Origin of the sequence: Pseudomonas citronellolis (assembly GCF_001586155.1) — a bacterium.
GTDB classification, from domain to species: Bacteria; Pseudomonadota; Gammaproteobacteria; order Pseudomonadales; family Pseudomonadaceae; genus Pseudomonas; species Pseudomonas citronellolis.
The window spans coordinates 397,684-413,906 of the sequence record NZ_CP014158.1 but is presented as its reverse complement, the minus strand read 5'-3'; the positions used below and the strand labels follow the sequence as shown (position 1 = coordinate 413,906).

The following is a 16,223-nucleotide window of genomic DNA, read 5'->3' as shown; positions in this document are numbered from 1 at the left end:
GCCATGCTGCTCTCCCCCAATGCCATGGGCCCGCGCCTGCGCGGCGGGCTGTACCTCACCACCGGCCTGATCGCCGCCTTCCTGCTGCTGCCGATCGTGTTCATCGTGCTGCTGTCGTTCGGCTCCTCGCAGTGGCTGGTGTTCCCGCCGCCGGGCTGGACGCTGAAGTGGTACGCGCAGTTCTTCGCCAACCCCGAGTGGATGGACGCGGCCCTGGCCAGCCTCAAGGTCGCGGTGCTGACCACCATCTGCGCGGTGGCCCTGGGCCTGCCCACCGCCTTCGCCCTGGTGCGCGGCAGGTTCCCCGGCCGCGAGCTGCTCTACGGCCTGTTCACCCTGCCGATGATAGTGCCGCTGGTGATCATCGCCGTGGCGGTGTACGCGCTGTTCCTCAAGCTGGGCTACACCGGCACGCTGTTCGCCTTCGTGGTCAGCCACGTGATAGTCGCCCTGCCCTTCACCATCATCTCGATCATCAACTCGCTGAAGCTGTTCGACCAGTCCACCGAGGACGCCGCGGTGATCTGCGGCGCCTCGCGCCTGCAGGCGGTGTTCAAGGTGACCTTCCCGGCCATCCGCCCGGGCATGGTCGCCGGCGGCCTGTTCGCCTTCCTGGTGTCCTGGGACGAGGTGGTGCTCAGCGTGATGATGGCCAGCCCGACCCTGCAGACCCTGCCGGTGAAGATGTGGACCACCCTGCGCCAGGACCTGACCCCGGTGATCGCCGTCGCCTCGACGCTGCTGATCGGCCTGTCGGTCCTGGTGATGCTCGCCGCCGCGCTGCTGCGCCGGCGCAATGAAGTCAGCGCCTGAGCGCGAGGAGTCAGACAATGAGTGCCGTCATCCAAGAAACCGCGCAGGGCGGGACCCTGGTCAGCCTGCGCAACCTGAACAAGCACTACGGCGACTTCACCGCCGTGGACAACATCAACCTCGACATCCGCGACGGGGAATTCCTCACCTTCCTCGGCTCCAGCGGCTCGGGCAAGAGCACCACGCTGTCGATGCTGGCCGGCTTCGAGACGCCCAGCAGCGGCGAGATCCTGGTGGAAGGCCAGTCGCTGGTGAACGTGCCGCCGCACAAGCGCGACATCGGCATGGTGTTCCAGCGCTACTCGCTGTTCCCGCACCTGTCGGTGCGCGACAACATCGGCTTCCCGCTGGACATCCGCAAGCAGAAGGGCGACGCCCGCGAGCGCCGCGTCGACGCCATGCTCAAGCTGGTGCAGCTGGAGAAATTCGCCCAGCGCCGCCCGGCGCAGCTCTCCGGCGGCCAGCAGCAGCGCGTGGCCATCGCCCGCGCGCTGGTCTACGAGCCGCGCATCCTGCTGATGGACGAACCCCTGGGCGCGCTGGACAAGAAGCTGCGCGAAGACCTGCAGGACGAACTGCGCCACCTGCACCGCCGCCTCGGCATCACCATCGTCTACGTCACCCACGACCAGGAAGAGGCCATGCGCCTGTCCCAGCGCATCGCCATCTTCAGCCACGGCAAGATCGTCGGCCTGGGCAGCGGCTACGACCTCTACCAGAACCCGCCGAACACCTTCGTCGCCTCCTTCCTCGGCAACTCCAACTTCCTCCGCGTGCAGGCCCAGGGCAACGCCGCGGCGCGCTTCGAGAGCGCCAGCCTGGCCATCCGCCCCACCGGCGGCCTGCGCGAAGGCCAGGACCTGGTGTTGATGATCCGCCCGGAAAAGGCCCTGGCCCTGAGCGCCGAACAGGCCGCCGCGCAGCCCCTGCAAGCCGGCTGGAACGAACTCGGCGCGACCGTGCAGGAAGTGGTGTTCCTCGGCGAGAGCCAGACCTGCAGCGTGACCACCGTGGGCGGCACCCAGCTGACCCTCAAGGCCCTCTCCGGCGGCCAGCCGCTGCACCCGGGCAGCCCGGTGCGCGTGCGCTGGGCCGCGGCCGACGCCTGCGTCTACAACCAGTGGAACGAAAGCGACCTGGTGAAGGGCGCGCACTGACCCTTTGAAGTCCCTTGCGCCCCCGGCCGTTGTGGCGGCCGGGGGCTTTTTTTGCCTGCTCCATTCCCCTGTAGGAGCGCGCCCTGCGCGCGAATCGCGGGCAGGGCCCGCTACAGGCGAACCGCATGGCACGGCGTTTGTTCGCGAGCAAGCTCGCTCCACGAAGGGCGCCTCGGCGCAGCTACAGGTCGACGCCAAGTCTCCCGTCCATACCTGCCCGCCAATCCCACGCCCTTTCCCACAGACGAAAAAAAGCCCCGCCAGAGCTGCTCTCAAGGCGGGGCGGAGAGTGGAACGAGGAATCAGTCGGCCAGGCCCAGGCGCCCCTGCCGCAGGCTTTCACGTGCCTGGCCGCGGGTGGCCAGGCAATAGTACAGCGGGCAGGTCACCAGCAGGCCGGCCAGCCAGGACAGGTCGGCGCCCTCCAGGTAGTTGGCGTAGGGCCCGACGTAGAGCGCGGTGTTGGCGAACGGCAGTTGCACCAGGATGCCGATGGCGTAGGCAATGATCGCGTGCGGGTTGAAGCGCCCGTAGATGCCGCCGTCGGCGCGGAAGATCGAGGCGATGTCGTAGCGCCCGCGCTTGACCAGGTAGAAGTCGATCAGGTTGATGCAGGCCCAGGGCACCAGGACCAGCAGCAGGGTGAGGATCAGCCCGATGAACTGCGAGATGAAGTTCGCCGAAGCGCTCAGCGCCACCAGGCAGCTACCGGCCAGCACCAGCGAGGACAACGCCACGCGCAGGCGCACGCTGGGCGTCCAGGCGGCGGCGAAGGTCTGGATCGAGGTGACGATGGAAAGCACCGCGCCGTACAGGTTCAGCGCGTTGTGGCTGATGATGTTGAGCAGGAACAGCACCATCAGCGCCGGGCCGAACACGCCGGTGGCCTGTTTCACCGCGGCCATGGCCTCGGTGCCTTCGGGCGTGGCCAGCACCGCCACCGCGCCGAAGCTGAACGACAGGCTGGTGCCCAGCACCGCGCCGAAGAAGGTGGCGAAGAACGGCCTGGCGATGCCGACGCTGGCCGGCAGGTAGCGCGAGTAGTCCGAGGTGTAGGGCGAGAAGCTGACCTGCCAGATGATGCCCAGGCACAGGGTGGCGACGAAGCCGGAGAGGTTGAAGCCGCCACGGCTGAAGAAGTCCGCCGGCAGTTGCTGGCAGAAGATCCACACGAAGCCCACCAGCAGCGCGCCGCCCATCACCCAGGTGCCGATGCGGTTGAGAGTGTGGATGAAGCGGTAGCCGATCACGCCGATGGCGGTGGCGCCCAGGGCGCCGAGCAGGATGCCCGCCGGCAGCGGCACGGCCGGGGCGATGCTGTGGATGGATTCGCCGGCCAGGACGATGTTGGAGATGAAGAAGCCCAGGTAGATCAGCGCGGTGAAGAACACGATCAGCAGCGCGCCGTAGCGGCCGAACTGGCCGCGGCTCTGCACCATCTGCGGAATGCCCAGCTGCGGCCCCTGGGCCGAGGCCAGGGCGATGCCGACGCCGCCGAGCATGTGCCCGAGGAAGATCGCCACCAGCCCCCAGAGCAGGTCCAGGTGGTAGACCTGGACCACCATGGCGCCGGTCACCACCGGCAGCGGCGCGATATTGGTGCTGAACCACAGGGTGAACAGGTCGCGCGCACGGCCATGGCGCTCGGCCGGGGGCACGTAGTCGACGGTGTGGTTCTCGATGAGCGGGGTGGACTCGGTATGGGACATCTTCTGGCTCGCTGCGGATGGCCGGGCGCGAGCGCGGATCGGCCGGCCGGGTGGCCGACGGCGTTCCACTGCGGGCGCGGACAGTCGGGAATCGGGGTTGCGGGATCAGGCCGCGGGCGGCCTGGCGCCGGACCGGCGGTCCAGGGGCGGGTGCAACCTCGGGGAATCATCGAGCCAGGCCCGGTCGGGGGCGCGGCGGGGGAACATCATGGACAGCATCTTCTTGTCTTCTTTGTACGAAAGCCACGTATGAAATTTGCCTTCGGCAGCAAGCCCCGGAAAGGGCTGGCAGGCATGCTTAGGCGAACACCATATTATGGTATTCCAAGATTCCAGCAAGCCCCTTCCCCGCCAACGGCTCCGACCATGGGCTATCCAGGGGTCCCTCCCGGCATCCCGCTGAAGCCTTCGAGCCCAGTACACACGCGGATTCCAGCCGCCTGCACGACGTTCGTCGGCAACCGACTGGCGGTCATCCAGGGGCTTGAACTTTCAATAATACGGTATACCATCAGACGAAAATAATTCCTCCAACGCCCGCCCCCGTGGCAGCAGGTAACCGCAATGATCGACGCCAACCTCTACAAGCAAGTCATGGGCTCCTTCCCCTCCGGCGTGACCGTGATCACCACCCTGGACGAGGACGGCCAGCTGGTGGGCCTGACCGCCAGCGCGTTCAGCTCGCTGTCGATGGACCCGGCGCTGGTGCTGTTCTGCCCCAACTACACCTCCGACTCCTACCCGGTGCTGATCCGCCGCAAGCAGTTCGCCATCCACCTGCTCTCCGCCGAGCAGCAGCGCGAGGCCTACAGCTTCGCCAAGAAGGGCAAGGACAAGGCCCTGGGCATCGACTGGCAGCTGAGCGAGCTGGGCAATCCGCTGCTGGAAGGCGCGACTGCGGTGATCGAGTGCGAGCTGTGGCGTGAGTATGAGGGTGGGGATCACGCGATCATGGTCGGCGCGGTGAAGAACCTGGTGGTGCCGGAGCAGCGGGTGCAGCCGATGGTTTATTGCCGTGGGAAGATGGGGGCGTTGCCGGCTTTGGCGTGACGCCGATTGCCAGCGAGCTTGCTCGCGAACGGTGTTTCCCGGGGCGTAGGTGCTGGGTTCAAGAGCGCCCTCTCCCCAACCCTCTCCCGCAAGCGGGAGAGGGGGCTGTCCTGAGCGGCGTGTCGGTCAGGCGCCATCCTTCCAATTCGTCATTCCCGCGAACGCGGGACGCGGCTCCATCGCGAACAGCGCTTACGCTGGCCCGAAGGGGAATAACCCGGTGGCTTGGGGGCTTGGTGTAGCGCGCCGCTCCGAGTCTGCGGAGATTTTTTGTTTCGCCCCCTCGGGCGAGTCCCTTTTGTCAAACGGTGGAAGGCCACCCCCGCAAAAAGGAACCAAAAAGGCTTGCCCCGCATACGGGCCCGACAGAGTCGGGCTACCCTCGCGAACTCCCCCGCCACGGAGGCCCGCCCCGAGGGTACGTCCCTGTAGCCCGCGGGGCTCTCGCGACATCCATGTCGCATGACCTCCTGAGCGAGGGTTTCACTCGGCCTTCTGAAGGGGCGTTCCGGTGCGCTCGGATATTCCTCTGGAAATCCTGCTCTTCGTAGGAGCGAGCTTGCTCGCGAACCCCGTAGTCACTGGGTCCCGCGTTCGCGGGAATGACGAGGGGGAGTGAGGAGTATCAGGATGACTCCAAATTCCCCTCCCACTCCGAACAGCCCCCTCTCCCGCTTGCGGGAGAGGGTTGGGGAGAGGGCGCTCTTGACACCCAACACCGCAGCCCGCCGGTAACCACTGTTCGCGAGCAAGCTCGCTCCTACGAAAAGCCTTCCCCGCAGCGGCTCAGGTCCTGAACCGCGACACCAATCGATTCAACTCCTCCGACAGCCCATTCAACGTCTGCGCATCCCCCCGCGTGGCCTCCGCCAGCCCCGCCACTTCCTGGGCGTCGCGGTGGATCTGGGCGATGTGCCGGTTGATCTCTTCCGCCACCTGGTGCTGCTCTTCCGCCGCCGTGGCGATCTGCGCGTTCATGTCGCGGATCACGTCCACCGACTCGCGGATGGCGCCGAAGCAGGCGCGGGCCTCGCGGATGGAGCCGACGGTGCGCTGCGAGGCTTCCAGGCTGGATTGCATCTGCCGGCCGGTGTCGTGGGTGCGGCGGGCCAGGTTGCCCAGCAGCGCGTCGATCTCGCCGGTGGATTCGGCGGTGCGCCGCGCCAGCGCGCGGACCTCGTCGGCCACCACGGCGAAGCCGCGGCCCTGGTCGCCGGCGCGGGCCGCCTCGATGGCGGCGTTGAGCGCCAGCAGGTTGGTCTGCTCGGCGATGGAGCGGATGGTGCCGAGGATCGACTGGATGTCGTTGCTGTCCTGTTCCAGCTGGCGCATGGCGCTGGCCGAACCGGCGATTTCCTCGCTCAGGCGGCCGACGCTGTCCACCGCTTCGTCGATCTGCTGCTGGCCGTCGTGGGCCTGGCGCTGGCCGCTGTCGGCGGAAGTCGCCGCCTGGCTGCAGGAGCGCGCCACCTCGTTGGCGGTCATGACCATCTCGTTGAACGCCGTGGACACCATGTCCACCGCCTCGCGCTGGCGCGCCGCGGCCTCGGCCAGGGCCTGGGAGGTGCCGCTGGCGCTGCCGGCGCTCTGGTGGATGCCGGACGCGGCCTGGCCGATGTGCTGCACCAGGCGGCGGATGGCCTCGAGGAACTGGTTGAACCAGCCGGCCAGCTGCGCCGTCTCGTCGCGGCCGCGCACCGCCAGGCGCCCGGTCAGGTCGCCGTCGCCCTGGGCGATGCCTTCCAGGCCGTCGGCCACCGCGCGCACCGGGCGCACCACCAGGCCGGCGAACACGGCGCCCACGCCGGCGAAGCCCAGCGCTATCACCGCGGCGATCAGGCCGACCAGCCAGGTCAGATGCGTCGCCCCGGCCATCACCTCGCTTTCCTTGATCAGGCCGACGAAGCGCCAGCCCAGGCCCTCCGACGGCCAGACGTTGGCCAGGTAGCGCTCGCCGTCGATCTCCACCTCCACCAGGCCCTTGTCGGCGCTGGCCAGGCTGGCGTAGCCGGCGCCCAGCTCGCCGAGCTTCTTGAAGTTGTGCTCCGGCTGGTGCGGGTCGACCAGCACGGTGCCGTCGCCTTCCATCAGCATCAGGTAGCCGCTGTCGCCCAGGCGGATGCCCTTGATGATGTCGGTCAGGCGCTTGAGCGAGACGTCGATGTTGACCACCCCGCCCTGCTCGCCGAGGCGGTTGGCGAAGGTGCGCACGCTGCTGACCAGCACCACCTTGTCCGCCGCCCAGTAGTAGGCATGGGTACGCAGGGTGCGGCCCGGCTGGGCCATGGCCGCCTGGTACCAGGGGCGGTTGCGCGGGTCGTAGCCGGCCAGCTTGTCGTCGCCCGGCCAGAAGGCGTAGCCGCCGTCGCGGGTGCCCAGGGATACGTAGGCGTAGTCCGGGTGGCTGTGGGCCAGGCCGGCGAACAGGTCGAACACCTGGCGGTCCAGCGCCCCGTCCGGGTGCTGCGCGGCATCGGCGCCGATGTACTGCTTGAGGCTGCCGTCGATGGCCTGCAGCTGCGGGTGGGCGGCCAGGTACTCGACGTTCTGGGCGATGCCGTCGAAGAACAGCTGCATGGCGTTCTCCACCTGGCGGATTTCCCGGCTGCTGCTGTCGATGAAACCTTCCCGCGCCTCGCCGCGCAGGTTGAAGATCACCAGCACGGCGACCAGCAGCACCGGCAGGCTGGCGATGGCGGCGAAGGCCAGGATCAGTTTCTGTTTGAGGTTCATCCTTAACTCCTTGGGGTGGCGCCGGGCAGAAACGCCTTGCAGATATTCCGTATTATGGTATACCAATAAACCACGGACACCCAGCACGCTTGTGGCCAATCGCCATGACCGCGCCCATTCCCCGAAGCAGCGGTGCGCGCAGGCGCATCCCATCCGCCGGCCCGCCCAGCGCCGGATACAAAAAAGGTTCGAGGTAAGCGATATGAAATTTTCCCTGTTCGTGCACATGGAGCGCTACGACGAACAAACCAGCCACCGCCAGCTGTTCGAGGAACTCACCGAGCTGACGCTGATGGCCGAGGCCGGCGGCTTCAGCACCGTGTGGATCGGCGAGCACCACGCCATGGAATACACCATCTCGCCCAGCCCCATGCCGCTGCTGGCCTATCTGGCCGCCCGCACCGAAACCATCCGCCTGGGCGCCGGCACCATCATCGCGCCCTTCTGGCACCCCATCCGCGTGGCCGGCGAATGCGCCCTGCTCGACGTGATCAGCAACGGCCGCATGGAAGTGGGCCTGGCCCGCGGCGCCTACCAGTACGAGTTCGACCGCATGGCCAACGGCATGCCGGCCACCGAGGGCGGCAAGTACCTGCGCGAGATGGTCCCGGTGGTGCGCGCGCTGTGGCAGGGCGACGTGGCCCACGACGGCGAGATCTGGAAGTTCCCCACCGCCACCTCCTCGCCGCGGCCGATCCAGAAGCCCACCCCGCCGATGTGGATCGCCGCGCGCGACCCGGACTCGCACAACTTCGCCGTGGCCAACGGCTGCAACGTGATGGTCACCCCGCTGATGAAAGGCGACGAGGAAGTGGTCGACCTGAAGAACAAGTTCGAAGCGGCCCTGGCCAACAACCCCGGCGTGCCGCGCCCGCAACTGATGGTGCTGCGCCACACCCACGTGCACACCGCCGACGACCCGGAAGGCTGGAAGGTCGGCGCCGAGGCCATCTCGCGCTTCTACCGCACCTTCGACGCCTGGTTCGGCAACAAGCAGGTCCCGGTCAACGGCCTGCTGCCGCCCAGCCCCGAGGAGAAGTTCAAGGAGCGCCCGGAGTTCGAGCTGGAAAACATCCGCAAGAACACCATGATCGGCACCCCCGAGGAAATCATCGCGCGCATCCGCCACTACCAGGAGCTGGGCGTCGACGAGTTCAGCTTCTGGGCCGACAACAGCCTGCCCTACGAGCAGAAGAAGAAGTCCCTGGAACTGTTCATCAAGCACGTGGTGCCGGCGTTCCGCTGAGCACCCGCCCAGGCTTCGCAACGACAACGCCGGTCAGGAAGCTGACCGGCGTTGCGCATTCAGGCCCGGCTCACCAGGAACCGGCGCCCGCCACCTTCGCCCGCTCCGCGCGCGCCGCGCGGCGGCCCTGGGCGCACACCGCCAGGGCGGTGATCAACGCGCGCCTGGTGCTGGAGGCCAAGCGCGAGCTGGCCCACTCGCGCCAGAGCATCAAGGCCATCGCCCACGACCTGGGCTTCTCCGACGTCGGCTACTTCAGCCGCTTCTTCCGCAAGCACACGCGGTTGTCGCCCAGCGAGTTCCGCAGCCAGGGCGCCGCCTGACGCGGCCTGCAACCCTCATATTCAATTAAAGAATAATAAAATCTGAATTTATTCTTTTTTACCTCAACCTCGATTCCTCTATAACTGCGCAGGAATCGACGGCCGCTCCACTGTTGCGCTGCCAACAGTTGCCCAGCAGCAACTAGCCGCCAGCCAACAGTTCGCCCAGCAACACTTTATGAATAACCATATAAATCAATGACTTGAGTCCTGGCACAGGTCTTGCGAAACCCGACCTGAACCCGCCCTGCCGGCAGGGCAACAGCACAGGAAACCGAACATGACTGCCCCCTTGAAAGTGGTCGCCGTATCCGGCGGCGCCTATCGCCCCTCGCGCACCCTGGTCCTCACCGAGGCCATCCTCGCCGAGATCGGCCGCCACCTGGATGCCGAGGTCCAGCTCATCGAGCTGGCCGACATCGCCCGCCCGGTGGGCGGCGCCCTGAGCCGCGCCGAGCTGCCGGAAGAGGTAGAGGTACAGCTGCGCGCCATCGAGGGCGCCGACCTGCTGCTGGTGGCCTCGCCGGTGTACCGCGGCTCCTACCCCGGGCAGCTCAAGCACCTGTTCGACCTGATCGGCCAGGACGCCCTGATCGGCACCCCGGTGCTGCTCGCCGCCACCGGCGGCAGCCAGCGCCATGCGCTGGTCATCGACCACCAGCTGCGCCCGCTGTTCAGCTTCTTCCAGTCCCTGACCCTGCCCCTGGGCGTGTACGCCAGCGAGGCCGACTTCAAGGACTACCGCATCAGCTGCGAACTGCTCCAGGCGCGCATCCGCCTGGCCGTGGAGCGCGCCCTGCCGCTGTTCGGCGACCACCGCGCGCTGCGCCGCATCGCCTGAGGAGCCGCCCGATGAATTCGCCGGCACAAGCCTCCATCCTCAGCCCGCTGCAACTGGCCCGCCAGCTGGCGGCGGAATTCGCCGAAAGCGCCGTCGAGCGCGACCGGCTCGGCGGCACGCCCAAGGCCGAGCGCGACGCCCTGCGCCGCAGCGGCCTGCTCGGCCTGGTCATCCCCAAACAGTACGGCGGCCTGGGCGCCAGCTGGAGCGAGGCCCTGGAAGTGACCCGCGAGTTCGCCCGCGTCGACAGCTCCATCGCCCACGTGTTCGGCTTCCAGCACCTGATGCTGGCCACCGTGCGCCTGTTCGCCCGCCCCGAGCAGTGGCAGCCGTGGTTCGAGCAGACCGCGCGCAAGCACTGGTTCTGGGGCAACGCCCTGAACCCGCTGGACACCCGCACCGTGGTGAAGAAGTTCGACGGCTGGCGCGAGTTCTCCGGCAAGAAGAGCTTCTGCTCCGGCGCCAGCGACTCGGAAATGCTCATCGCCTCGGCGGTGGACGAAGGCAACGGCGGCAAGCTGCTGATCGCCGCCATCCCCAGCGGCCGCACCGGCATCACCCTGCACGGCGACTGGGACAACATGGGCCAGCGGCAGACCGACAGCGGCAGCGCCACCTTCGAACGGGTGCGCGTGGAGGAATCCGAGCTGCTGCTCGACCCGGGCCCGCTGAGCACGCCCTTCGCCTGCCTGCGCCCGCTGATCGCCCAGCTGCTGTTCGCCAACCTGTTCCTCGGCGTGGCCGAGGGCGCCTTCGAGGAGGCGCGGCAGTACAGCCTCAAGGAAAGCCGCCCGTGGTTCCGCTCCAGCGCCCGCAGTGTCGGCGAGGACCCATACGTGCTGCGCCACTACGGCGAGTTCTGGGTCGGCCTGGAGAGCGTGCGCCTGCTGGTGCAGCGCGCCGCCGCGCTGCTGGACGAGGCCTGGCGCAAGGAACACGCATTGGGCGCCGAGGAACGCGCGCAGCTGGCGGTGGCCATCGCCACCGCCAAGGTCGCCGCCAGCCGCGCCGGCCTGGACATCTGCAACCGCCTGTTCGAGGTCACCGGCGCCCGCGCCACCCACGCCTCGCTGCGCCTGGACCGCTTCTGGCGCAACCTGCGCACCCAGTCCCTGCACGACCCGCTGGACTACAAGCTCCACGAGCTGGGGGACTGGGCGCTCAACGGCACGCGGCCGACACCCACCTTCTATTCCTGAGGCAGAGACATGCAACTGCTGACGCTACCCCCCTCCCCCGCACTGGCCACCTCGATCCGGGCGACCGCACAGGTCTTCGAAGACCCGAAATCGCAGGCGCTGCTCGCCCATCTGCAACAGGTCGCCCCCAGCGAGGCCAGCGTCCTGATCATCGGCGAAACCGGCACGGGCAAGGAGCTGGTGGCGCGGCACATCCACAACCTCAGCGGGCGGCGCAACGGGCCCTTCGTCGCGGTGAACTGCGGGGCCTTCTCCGAATCCCTGGTGGAGGCCGAGCTGTTCGGCCACGAGAAGGGCGCCTTCACCGGCGCCCTCAGTGCCAAGGCCGGCTGGTTCGAAGAAGCCAACGGTGGCACCCTGTTCCTCGACGAGATCGGCGACCTGCCGATGGCCATCCAGGTCAAGCTGCTGCGCGTGCTGCAGGAGCGCGAAGTGGTGCGCCTGGGCTCGCGCAAGAGCATCCCGATCAACGTGCGGGTGCTGGCGGCCACCAACGTGCAGCTGGAGCGGGCGATCAACGCCGGGCACTTCCGCGAGGACCTGTACTACCGCCTCAACGTCGTCACCCTGCAGCTGCACCCGCTGCGCGAGCGCCCCGGCGACATCCTGCCGCTGACCCGCCACTTCATCCGCAGCTACAGCGAGCGCCTGGGCTACGGCCAGGTGCAGCTCAGCGCCGAGGCCGAGCGCAAGCTGGTGAACTACGGCTGGCCGGGCAACATCCGCGAGCTGGAGAACGTCATCCACCACAGCCTGCTGACCTGCCGCGACGGCCTGGTGCGCGAGGACGACCTGCGCCTGTCCAACCTGCGCCTGGAGCGCCAGGAGGAAGCCCCCGCCGGCCATGCCGGCAGCCCTGCGGCCAGCGGCGGCGAGTCCGCCGAGGAACTGCTGCAGCGCGCCTTCCGCCGCTTGTTCGAGGAATCCGCCGGGGCGCTCTACGAACGCGTCGAGGAAAGCCTGCTGCGCGCCGCCTACCGCTTCTGCCACCACAACCAGGTGCACACCGCCAACCTGCTGGGCCTGTCGCGCAACGTCACCCGCACGCGGCTGATCGCCATCGGCGAGCTGGTGGTGAACAAGCGCCGCGGCCCGGAGCAGGCGCTGGACAACCGCGTGGTGCGGCTGTCCATCTGAGCCCCGTCAGGCACTGCCCACCAGGCTGACCCGGTCGGCCAGCGCCTGCGCGCGCGCCACTACCGTCTCGCGCTCCGCCGCCGGCGCCGCCACGCGCAGCCGCAGGCTGCCCAGGGAGCGGCCCTGGATGCGCTCCAGGCTGGCCTGCACCAGGCGCACCTCGTAGCCCAGTTCGCGGCCGATGGCCGCTGGCTCCGGTTCGCGGGCGCTGGCGCCGCTGTAGTGCAGGTCCAGCAGCAGGCCCTCGCCCGCCGCCTCGCCGTCAATATCGTGATGCAGCGTGCCGAGCAGGCTGCGCGTCACTTCGTGGCGCGGGTCGCCGAACACTTCCCAGACCTCGCCCTGCTCCACCACCCGGCCGCGCTCCAGCACCACCACGCGGTCGCAGAGGTCGCGGATGACTTCCATCTCGTGGGTGATGAGGACGATGGTCAGGCCCAGGCGGCGGTTGATGTCGCGCAGCAGCGCGAGGATCGACTGGGTGCTTTCCGGGTCCAGCGCCGAGGTGGCCTCGTCGCACAGCAGCAGGTCCGGTTGCAGCACCAGCGCGCGGGCGATGCCGACGCGCTGCTTCTGCCCGCCGGAAAGCTGCGCCGGGTAGGCCTCGCGCTTGTCCGCCAGGCCCACCAACTGCAGCAGTTCGGCCACCCGCCGCTCGCGCTCGGCGCGCGGCACGCCGGCCAGTACCAGGGGCAGCGCGACGTTGTCGCCGACGCTGCGCGAGGCCATCAGGTTGAAGTGCTGGAAGATCATCCCGGTGCGCCGGCGCAGCTGCGCCAGGCGCGCGTCGTCGAAGGCGCCGATGTCCTCGCCGTCGACCAGCACCTGGCCGGCGCTGGGCCGCTCCAGGCGGTTGAGCGAGCGCAGCAGCGAGGACTTGCCGGCGCCGCTGCGGCCGATGATGCCGAACACCTCGCCGCGGCGGATCTCCAGGTCGATGCCGTGCAGCGCCTGCACTTCCCGGCCGCCGGCCAGGTAGTGCTTGGCCAGGCCGCGCAGGCGGATGTGGGTGGCAGCCGCCAGGGGCTGCGAATGGTTGAAGCTGACCATGGGTGCGTTCCTGCCGGGCGCGGCGCCCGTCCTGGGCGCCGCGCCGGGTCACGTCAGAAGCCGGGGGCGATCTCGCCCTTGTAGCGGGTCAGGATGAAGTTGCGCACTTCCGGCGAGTTGAGCGCCTTGGCCAGCTTCTGGATGCCCGGGTCCTGGATGTTGTCCGGACGCGCCACCAGGAACTCGACGTAGAGGTCCTTGCCCTTCTCGACGATCAGCGCGCTCTTGATGTCGATGCCGGCTTCCAGCGCGTAGTTGGCGAAGACGAAGGCCAGGTCGACCTGCTTCACCGAGCGCGCCAGCATGGCGCCTTCCAGCTCGCGGATCTTCAGGTGTTTGGGGTTATCGACGATGTCGCGCTCGGTGGACTGCGGATTGCTCGGGTCCTTGAGCTTGATCAGCCCGGCCTCGGCCAGCAGCACCAGGGCGCGGCCGGTGTTCACCGGGTCGTTGGGGATGGCCACGCTGGCGCCATCGGGCAGCTCGGCCAGGCTCTTGTACTTGGCCGAGTAGGCGCCGAAGGGCTCGATGTGCACGCCCACCACCGGCACCAGGTTGGTGTGGCGGGTCTTGTTGAAGTCGTCGAGGAACGGGCGGTACTGGTAGTAGTTGGCGTCGAGGTTCTTCTTCGCCAGCTGCAGGTTGGGCTGGATGAAGTCGTTGAACACCTTCACTTCCAGGTCCACGCCTTGCTTGGCCAGGGCCGGTTTGACGAATTCGAGGATTTCCGCGTGGGGCACCGGGGTGGCGCCGACGACGAGGTGCTCGTTGGCGTGGGCGTTGATGGCTATTACGGCTGCCAGGGCGGCCAGGACTTTCTTCATGCTGTTTGCTCCGATCAGTGGTTTCTTGGAATGGCCGTCGTGGGTTGGACGTGGGGCCAGCGGCGGCGTTTTCCCGGCCGCCGCGAGCGGGTGTTTGGGTTCAGCGCCGGGTGTAGTGGCGCACCAGGCGGTCGCCGCTCATCTGCAGGGCCTGCACCAGCAGGATCAGCAGCAGCACGGTGACCACCATGACGTCGGTCTGGAAGCGCTGGTAGCCGAAGCGGATGGCCAGGTCGCCCAGGCCGCCGCCGCCGACCACGCCGGCCATGGCCGTGTAGTCGACCAGCACGATGGCGGTCACGGTGATGGCCGCGATCAGCCCGGTGCGCGCTTCCGGCAGCAGGGTGTGGAAAACGATCTGCCGGGTGCTCGCGCCCATCGCCTGCACCGCTTCAACCAGGCCGCGGTCGACCTCGCGCAGCGAGCTTTCCACCAGCCGCGCGAAGAAGGGCGTGCAGCCCACCACCAACGGCGGGATGGCGCCGCGCACACCCAGCGAGGTGCCGGTGAGCAGCTCGGTGGCGGGGATCAGCACGATCAGCAGGATGATGAAGGGCATCGAGCGCAGCACGTTGGCCAGCACCGAGAGCACCCGGTACAGGCGCGGCGAGTCGAGCAGCTGGCGCTGGCCGGTGAGGTACAGCAGCACGCCCAGCGGCAGCCCCAGCAGCACGGTGCAGCCCAGGGCCGCGCCGAGCATGCTCAGGGTGTCCAGGCAGGCCTGGGCGATCTCGCTCCAGTCGACGTTGGCCAGCCAGTCGTTCATCGCCGGGCCTCCTCGCGCAGGGCCGCGACCGGGTGCGGCGCGGCCAGGCGGTCGCCGGCGCCGAACAGCTTGTGGCGCAGGGTGCCCTCGGCGTAGTCGCGCTTGAACAGGCCGCGGGCCTGCAGCTCCGGCACCAGCAGGTCGACCACCGCTTCGAAGGTTTCCGGCATGACCACGCCGGCCAGGTTGAAGCCGTCGACGTCGGTTTCCGCCACCCACTCCTGCAGCTGGTCGGCCACGGTCCGCGGCGAGCCCACCAGCACCGGGCCGTCGCCGCCGATGGCGCAGTAGTCGGCGATCTCGGCGGTGGTCCAGGTGCGCGTCGGGTCGGCGCGGGTGAAGGCTTCCACCGCCGACTGAATGGCGTCGCTGGGCACCTCGCGCAGCACCTGGGCGGGGGCGTATTCGGCGAAGTCGATGCCGGTCCAGCCGGACATCAGCGTCAGGGCGCCAGTGGCGCTGGCGTATTCGCGGTACTCGGCCAGGCGCGCCAGGGCCTCGGCGTCGGTCGGCGCGACTATGACCGTGAGCTGTTCCAGCACCAGCACGTCGCCCGGCTCGCGCCCGGCGGCGCGCACCGCTTCGCGCAGGTCTGCCACCTGCTTCTTCAGCACGGCTTTGCTCGGCGCGGCAACGAACACGCACTCGGCGTTGGCCGCGGCGAAGGCCCGGCCACGGCTGGAGGCGCCGGCCTGGTAGAGCACCGGGGTGCGCTGCGGCGAGGGCTCGCAGAGGTGGAAGCCGGGCACCTGGAAGTATTCGCCTTCGTGGCGGATGCCGTGGACCTTGGACGGCTCGGCATAGACGCCGCTGTCGCGGTCGGCGACCACGGCGTCGTCTTCCCAACTGGTCTCCCACAGCTTGTAGCAGACCTGCAGGTACTCGTCGGCCAGGGCGTAGCGCTGGTCGTGGGACAGCTGGCGCTGCTGGCCGAGGTTGCGCGCGCCGCTGGCCAGGTACGAGGTGACGATGTTCCAGCCGGCGCGGCCGCCGGTCAGGTGGTCGAGGGTGGACATGCGCCGGGCGAAGGGGAACGGGTGCTCGAAGGACACCGAGGCGGTCACGCCGAAGCCCAGGTGGCGGGTGGCCGCGGCCATCGCCGGCACCAGTTGCAGCGGGTCGTTCACCGGCACCTGGGCGCCGCTGCTCAGCGCCGCGTCGGCGTTGCCGCCGTAGACGTCATACACGCCCAGCACGTCGGCGATGAACAGCCCGTCGAGCTTGCCGCGTTCCAGGGTCTTGGCCAGCTCGATCCAGTAGTGGATGTCGGTGTAGCGCCGCGCCTGGTCGCGCGGGTGGCGCCAGAGGCCGGGTGAGAGGTGGCCGACGGTGTTCATGGCGAAGGCGTTGAGGCGTATCTGCTTGCTCATGGCGC

Annotated in this window: 13 protein-coding genes and 2 pseudogenes; 8 read left to right on the top strand and 7 right to left on the bottom strand. The window is 68.6% G+C overall.

Features of this window, described 5'->3' with window-relative positions; genetic code table 11:
- The first annotated feature begins 3 nt into the window (after positions 1 to 3).
- Positions 4 to 813 carry an ABC transporter permease gene (locus PcP3B5_RS01890; RefSeq protein WP_009615023.1) on the top strand — a complete coding sequence of 270 codons (810 nt, stop codon included), beginning with the start codon at positions 4 to 6 and terminating at the stop codon, positions 811 to 813.
- A 17-nt stretch (positions 814 to 830) separates the two neighbouring features.
- Positions 831 to 1,970 carry an ABC transporter ATP-binding protein gene (locus tag PcP3B5_RS01885; protein WP_061560448.1) on the top strand — a complete coding sequence of 380 codons (1,140 nt, stop codon included), beginning with the start codon at positions 831 to 833 and terminating at the stop codon, positions 1,968 to 1,970.
- 302 nt (positions 1,971 to 2,272) lie between these two features.
- Here the strand turns inward: PcP3B5_RS01885 and PcP3B5_RS01880 are convergent, their stop codons facing one another.
- The gene (locus PcP3B5_RS01880) at positions 2,273 to 3,679 is read right to left on the bottom strand and encodes a purine-cytosine permease family protein (protein ID WP_061560447.1); all 1,407 of its coding nucleotides are present in this window, start codon (positions 3,677 to 3,679) and stop codon (positions 2,273 to 2,275) included.
- Between the two features lie 564 nt (positions 3,680 to 4,243).
- Here PcP3B5_RS01880 and PcP3B5_RS01875 point away from each other — a divergent pair.
- Positions 4,244 to 4,729: a flavin reductase family protein gene (locus tag PcP3B5_RS01875; protein ID WP_061560446.1), complete on the top strand. Its 486-nt coding sequence runs from the start codon at positions 4,244 to 4,246 to the stop codon at positions 4,727 to 4,729.
- A gap of 786 nt (positions 4,730 to 5,515) precedes the next feature.
- Here PcP3B5_RS01875 and PcP3B5_RS32490 read toward each other — a convergent pair.
- Both PcP3B5_RS32490 and PcP3B5_RS32485 read right to left on the bottom strand, forming a co-directional pair.
- On the bottom strand, positions 5,516 to 6,214 hold the full coding sequence (locus PcP3B5_RS32490; protein WP_370311659.1) for a methyl-accepting chemotaxis protein: 699 nt from the start codon (positions 6,212 to 6,214) through the stop codon (positions 5,516 to 5,518).
- A 207-nt stretch (positions 6,215 to 6,421) separates the two neighbouring features.
- A pseudogene (locus tag PcP3B5_RS32485) lies at positions 6,422 to 7,306 on the bottom strand (cache domain-containing protein); the annotation flags it as partial.
- Between the two features lie 358 nt (positions 7,307 to 7,664).
- Between PcP3B5_RS32485 and PcP3B5_RS01865 the strand changes: the two are divergent.
- The 5 genes and pseudogenes from PcP3B5_RS01865 (at position 7,665) to PcP3B5_RS01850 (ending at position 12,208) form a co-directional block, all read left to right on the top strand.
- A complete protein-coding gene (locus PcP3B5_RS01865; protein ID WP_061560444.1) occupies positions 7,665 to 8,708 on the top strand; it encodes an LLM class flavin-dependent oxidoreductase in 1,044 nt (347 codons plus the stop codon).
- Positions 8,709 to 8,851: 143 nt separating this feature from the next.
- Positions 8,852 to 9,031: pseudogene (locus PcP3B5_RS31275) on the top strand (helix-turn-helix domain-containing protein); the annotation flags it as partial.
- Positions 9,032 to 9,311: 280 nt separating this feature from the next.
- On the top strand, positions 9,312 to 9,872 hold the full coding sequence (gene msuE, locus PcP3B5_RS01860; RefSeq protein WP_061560443.1) for an FMN reductase: 561 nt from the start codon (positions 9,312 to 9,314) through the stop codon (positions 9,870 to 9,872).
- Positions 9,873 to 9,883: 11 nt separating this feature from the next.
- Entirely contained in the window at positions 9,884 to 11,071 is a 1,188-nt protein-coding gene (locus PcP3B5_RS01855; protein ID WP_009615013.1) for an acyl-CoA dehydrogenase family protein, read from the top strand.
- A gap of 9 nt (positions 11,072 to 11,080) precedes the next feature.
- A complete protein-coding gene (locus tag PcP3B5_RS01850; protein WP_061560442.1) occupies positions 11,081 to 12,208 on the top strand; it encodes a sigma-54 interaction domain-containing protein in 1,128 nt (375 codons plus the stop codon).
- A gap of 6 nt (positions 12,209 to 12,214) precedes the next feature.
- On the opposite strand, the gene PcP3B5_RS01845 is transcribed toward PcP3B5_RS01850, so the two are convergent.
- The 4 genes from PcP3B5_RS01845 to PcP3B5_RS01830 form a co-directional block, all read right to left on the bottom strand.
- The gene (locus PcP3B5_RS01845; RefSeq protein WP_061560441.1) at positions 12,215 to 13,258 is read right to left on the bottom strand and encodes a methionine ABC transporter ATP-binding protein; all 1,044 of its coding nucleotides are present in this window, start codon (positions 13,256 to 13,258) and stop codon (positions 12,215 to 12,217) included.
- 53 nt (positions 13,259 to 13,311) lie between these two features.
- A complete protein-coding gene (locus PcP3B5_RS01840) occupies positions 13,312 to 14,082 on the bottom strand; it encodes a MetQ/NlpA family ABC transporter substrate-binding protein (protein ID WP_043314493.1) in 771 nt (256 codons plus the stop codon).
- Between the two features lie 100 nt (positions 14,083 to 14,182).
- The gene (locus PcP3B5_RS01835) at positions 14,183 to 14,848 is read right to left on the bottom strand and encodes a methionine ABC transporter permease (RefSeq protein ID WP_043269715.1); all 666 of its coding nucleotides are present in this window, start codon (positions 14,846 to 14,848) and stop codon (positions 14,183 to 14,185) included.
- The gene (locus PcP3B5_RS01830; RefSeq protein WP_061560440.1) at positions 14,845 to 16,218 is read right to left on the bottom strand and encodes an LLM class flavin-dependent oxidoreductase; all 1,374 of its coding nucleotides are present in this window, start codon (positions 16,216 to 16,218) and stop codon (positions 14,845 to 14,847) included. The genes PcP3B5_RS01835 and PcP3B5_RS01830 overlap by 4 nt, the downstream gene beginning before the upstream one ends.
- Positions 16,219 to 16,223 lie beyond the last annotated feature (5 nt).

Excerpts from the sequence above, each read along its gene's own strand:
- PcP3B5_RS01865 (WP_061560444.1), top strand. The coding sequence starts at position 7,665 with ATGAAATTTTCCCTGTTCGTGCACATGGAGCGCTACGACGAACAAACC.
- PcP3B5_RS01845 (WP_061560441.1), bottom strand. The coding sequence starts at position 13,258 with ATGGTCAGCTTCAACCATTCGCAGCCCCTGGCGGCTGCCACCCACATC.
- PcP3B5_RS01840 (WP_043314493.1), bottom strand. The coding sequence starts at position 14,082 with ATGAAGAAAGTCCTGGCCGCCCTGGCAGCCGTAATAGCCATCAACGCC.
- msuE (WP_061560443.1), top strand. The coding sequence starts at position 9,312 with ATGACTGCCCCCTTGAAAGTGGTCGCCGTATCCGGCGGCGCCTATCGC.
- PcP3B5_RS01850 (WP_061560442.1), top strand. The coding sequence starts at position 11,081 with ATGCAACTGCTGACGCTACCCCCCTCCCCCGCACTGGCCACCTCGATC.
- PcP3B5_RS01885 (WP_061560448.1), top strand. The coding sequence starts at position 831 with ATGAGTGCCGTCATCCAAGAAACCGCGCAGGGCGGGACCCTGGTCAGC.
- PcP3B5_RS01890 (WP_009615023.1), top strand. The coding sequence starts at position 4 with ATGCTGCTCTCCCCCAATGCCATGGGCCCGCGCCTGCGCGGCGGGCTG.
- PcP3B5_RS01835 (WP_043269715.1), bottom strand. The coding sequence starts at position 14,848 with ATGAACGACTGGCTGGCCAACGTCGACTGGAGCGAGATCGCCCAGGCC.
- PcP3B5_RS01875 (WP_061560446.1), top strand. The coding sequence starts at position 4,244 with ATGATCGACGCCAACCTCTACAAGCAAGTCATGGGCTCCTTCCCCTCC.
- PcP3B5_RS01830 (WP_061560440.1), bottom strand. The coding sequence starts at position 16,218 with ATGAGCAAGCAGATACGCCTCAACGCCTTCGCCATGAACACCGTCGGC.
- PcP3B5_RS01880 (WP_061560447.1), bottom strand. The coding sequence starts at position 3,679 with ATGTCCCATACCGAGTCCACCCCGCTCATCGAGAACCACACCGTCGAC.
- PcP3B5_RS32490 (WP_370311659.1), bottom strand. The coding sequence starts at position 6,214 with ATGACCGCCAACGAGGTGGCGCGCTCCTGCAGCCAGGCGGCGACTTCC.
- PcP3B5_RS01855 (WP_009615013.1), top strand. The coding sequence starts at position 9,884 with ATGAATTCGCCGGCACAAGCCTCCATCCTCAGCCCGCTGCAACTGGCC.